1 protein-coding gene is annotated in these 4,347 nt (G+C 74.7%); it reads right to left on the reverse strand.

The genetic code is table 11. From position 1 onward, the window contains the following. The coding region (locus IEZ07_RS35070; RefSeq protein WP_301549382.1) for a type I polyketide synthase at positions 1–4,324 on the reverse strand (4,324 nt) is incomplete at its 3' end. Between the last annotated feature and the right edge of the window lie 23 nt (positions 4,325–4,347).

Below are 4,347 nucleotides of genomic sequence, written 5' to 3' on the forward strand. Positions count from 1 at the left end.
CACCCGCACCCGCCCGCGCCGCCTGCCGCACCGGCACCCGCACCAGACCACGCAACAGCGCCGGTACGGCATCGCTCCGGGTCCGCAGAGCGGCGGTGTCCACCCGGATCGGCACCAGCGCCGCCTCATCGGTGGCGGTCGCCGCGTCGAACAGCGCCAGTCCTTCCTCCGCGGAGAACGCGGGAAGTCCCTGACGGCGCATCCGCTGGAGGTCGGTGTCGCTCAGCCACCGGCTCAGGCCGGTGTCGACGTCCCACAGCCCCCAGGCCAGTGCCTGCGCGGCCAGCCCCCGGGCCCGGCGATACGCCGCCAGCCCGTCCAGGAACACGTTCGCCGCCGCATAGTTGCCCTGACCCGCCGCCAGCACCATCCCGCCCGCCGACGAGAACAGCACGAACGCCGACAGATCCAGCTCCGCCGTCAGCTCGTGCAGATACCACGCCGCGTCCGCCTTCGGCCGGAACACCGCATCGATCCGCTCCGGCGACAACGTGCCCACCAGCCCGTTGTCCGCCACCCCCGCCGCGTGCACCACACCCCGCAGCGGATGCTCGGCGGGAACCGCCGCCAGCAGATCCGCCAGCGCCTGCCGGTCGGCCACATCACACGCCGCCACCGTCACCCGCGCCCCCAGCGCCTCCAGCTCGGCGGCCAGCTCCACCGCACCCGGCGCCTCCAGACCCCGCCGGCTGGTCAGCAGCAGATGCCGCACCCCGTGCTCGACCACCAGGTGCCGCGCCACCAGCGCACCCAGGCCACCCGTGCCACCGGTCACCAGCACCGTGCCGTCCGCACCCCACACCGCAGCGGCCCCGTCCGCACCCGGCACCCGCACCAGGCGCGGCACCCGCAGCTCACCGCCCCGCACCGCCGCCTCGCTCTCCCCGAGAGCGGCCACCGCCGGCACCACCTGGGCCGACTCGGCCGCGCCGTCGGTGTCGACCAGCACGAACCGGCCGGGGTTCTCCGCCTGCGCCGCCCGCAGCAGACCCCACACCGGAGCCAGCCGCACATCGACGTCCTCAGCTCCGACCGCCACCGCGCCCCGCGTCACCACCACCAGCCGCGACGAGGCGAACCGCTCCTCGGCCAGCCACGCCTGCACCACCCCCAGCGCCTCGCCCACGACCGACCGCACCGCCCCGGGCACATCCGCCCCGGACGCATCCGCCACGTCCGGCGCGTCCGATCCGGGAACCCCGCCGCCAGGCACCGGGCACTCGAACACCACCGTCTCGGGCACCTCGGCCCCCTCCGGCAGCGCGCCCCACGGCGCCCACGACACCGAACCGGGCGTGACCGGGACGGGCGTCCACCTCACGCCGAACAGCGAGCGGCCGTGCGCGTTCGGGGAGGCGTCGAGCCGGTCGGCCGCGACCTCCCGGGACACCAGTTCGCCCACCGACAGCACCGGCCGGCCGGTTCCGTCGGCGACCTGCAGCGACACGCTCTCCGGACCGGCGGCGACGTTGCGGACGCGCAGCTCCGTCGCGCCGACGGCGTGCAGCGTCACCCCGTTCCAGACGAACGGCAGCACCGTCGCACCGTCGCGCCGCCCGTCGTCGTCGAAGAGACCCGCGTGCATCGCGGCGTCCAGCAGCGCCGGGTGCAGGCCGAACCGGCCTGCGTCGGCACGCGCCTTCTCCGGCAGGGCGACCTCGGCGAACAGCTCCTCGCCGCGCCGCCAGGCCGCCTTCAGCCCCTGGAACACCGGGCCGTAACCGTAGTCCTGGCTGAGCAGGAAGTCGTAGGCGCCGTCCAGGTCGATCGCGGTGGCACCGGCCGGGGGCCACTGCTCCAGGTCGAAGGAGGGCGCCGCGGCACCCGACGCGAGGACGCCCTCGGCGTGCAGCGTCCACGGCAGGTCCGCCTCTTCGTCGCTCCGGGAGTGGACGGTGACGTCGCGCGTCCCGGACGCGTCGCCCGCGCCGACGGCGATCCGCAGCTGCACCCCTCCGCGCGGGGGCAGGATGAGCGGCGCCTGGAGCGTCAGTTCCCGCACCATGTCGCAGCCGACCTGGTCACCGGCCTGGACCACCAGTTCCACGAAACCGGTGCCGGGGAAGACGACGGCCTCCCCGACCTTGTGGTCGGCGAGCCACGGGTGGGTCGCCAGCGAGAGGCGTCCGGTGAGGATCACGCCGTCCGAGTCGGGGGAGACGACCGCGGCGCCGAGCAGCGGATGCTCGACGGCCCCGAGCCCCATCGACACCGGGTCACCGCCGCCGGCGCGGCTCCGCAGCCAGTACGGCGTGCGCTGGAAGGCGTACGTCGGCAGCTCCACCCGGCGCGCACCCGAAGCGGCGAAGAACGTGCCCCAGTCGACGTGACCTCCCCGGGCGTGCACCTCCGCGGCGGAGGCCAGGAACCGGCCGAGGCCTCCGTTGTTCCGCTGCAGCGAACCGACGATCACCGAGCCGTCCGAGTCGGAGCCGAGGTCCTCGATCGAGTCCTGGATGCCGCTCTTCAGCACCGGGTGCGGGCTGCTCTCGACGAACCTCCGGTGCCCGTGCTCGTGCAGGAGCCGCACCACCTGCTCGAAGCGGACCGTGTGCCGCAGGTTGCGGTACCAGTAGTCGGCGTCCATGCAGGTGGTGTCGAGCACGTCACCGGTCAGCGTGGAGTAGAAGGCGATCTGCGAGGCGCGCGGGGCCGTGTCGGCGAGGAGCTCCGCGAGCCGCTCCCTGATCGGTTCGACCTGCGCGCAGTGCGAGGCGTAGTCGACCGGGATGCGGCGGGCGCGGACGTCGTCCGCGGCGCAGCGCGCCAGCAGTTCCTCGACGGCGTCGGTCTCTCCGGACACGACGGTCGAGGAGGGGCCGTTGACCGCGGCGACGCTCAGCCGCTCGCCCCACGGGGCCAGGAGCTCCCGCACCCGCTCGACGGGCTGCGGCACGGAGACCATGCCGCCGGTCCCCGCGAGCGCGATGAGCGCCTGGCTGCGCAGCGTCACCACGCGGGCCGCGTCCCGGAGCGTGAGCGCGCCCGCGACGTACGCGGCGGCGATCTCGCCCTGCGAGTGTCCGACGACGGCGTCGGGGGCCACCCCGAGCGAGCGCCACAGCGCGGCGAGGCTGACCATGACCGCGAACAGCACCGGTTGCACGACGTCCACCCGGTCGAGCGAGGCCGCGCCGTCCCGCCCGCGCAGCACGTCGACCAGCGACCAGTCGACGAACTCCTCGAACGCGTCGGCGCAGGCCTGGATCTCCGCGGCGAAGGCCGGGGAGGAGTCCAGCAGCTCGACGGCCATGCCGACCCACTGGGACCCCTGCCCGGGGAAGACGAACACGGTCCTGCCCGCGGTGTCGGCGCGCCCCCGGACGACGTTCGCCGCGGGCTCCCCGCCGCCGAGCGCGCGCAGACCGGCCAGGAGGCCCTCGCGGTCCTCGGCGATCACCGCCGCCCGGTGCTCGAACGCGGTACGGCCGGCCGTCAGGGAGAAACCGGCGTCCACGGGAGCCAGCTCGGGATCGGCCTCGATGCGGTCCGCGAGCCGTACGGCCTGCGCGCGCAGCGCCTCGGTGCTCTTGCCCGACACGATGAGCGGCACCACCGGCGGGTCCACGCGTCCGGCCGGCTCCTCGGCCTCGACCGGCGGCGCCTCCTCGATGATGACGTGCGCGTTGGTGCCGCTGATACCGAAGGAGGACACGCCCGCCCGGCGCGGGTGACCGTTCTTCGCCCACTCCCGGGCCTCGGTCAGCAGTTCCACCCGGCCCGCCGACCAGTCCACGTTCGGCGACGGCTCGTCCACGTGCAGCGTCTTGGGCAGCAGGCCGTGCCGCAGCGCCTGCACCATCTTGATCACGCTGGCCGCGCCCGCCGCCGCCTGGGCGTGGCCCATGTTGGACTTGATCGAGCCCAGCCAGAGCGGCCGGTCCTCCGGCCGGTCCTGGCCGTAGGTCGCGATGACGGCCTGCGCCTCGATCGGGTCGCCGAGCGTCGTGCCGGTGCCGTGCGCCTCCACAGCGTCGACCTCGTCGGAGGCCAGCCCGGCGTTGGCCAGTGCCTGCCGGATCACCCGCTGCTGCGACGGACCGTTCGGCGCGGAGAACCCGTTCGAGGCGCCGTCCTGGTTGATCGCCGTACCCCGCACGATCGCCAGCACCGGATGCCCGTTGCGGCGCGCGTCCGACAACCGCTCCACCAGCAGCACACCCACGCCCTCGGCCCAGCCGGTGCCGTCGGCACCCGCGGCGAAGGACTTGCACCGGCCGTCGGGGGCCAGACCCCGCTGCCGGCTGAACTCGACGAACATCTCGGGTGTGCCCATGACCGCGACTCCGCCGGCCAGCGCCAGTGAGCACTCCCCCGACCGCACCGCCTGCGCCGCCAGGTGCAACG

Source organism: Planomonospora parontospora, from assembly GCA_014647935.1.
GTDB classification, from domain to species: domain Bacteria; phylum Actinomycetota; class Actinomycetes; order Streptosporangiales; family Streptosporangiaceae; genus Planomonospora; species Planomonospora parontospora.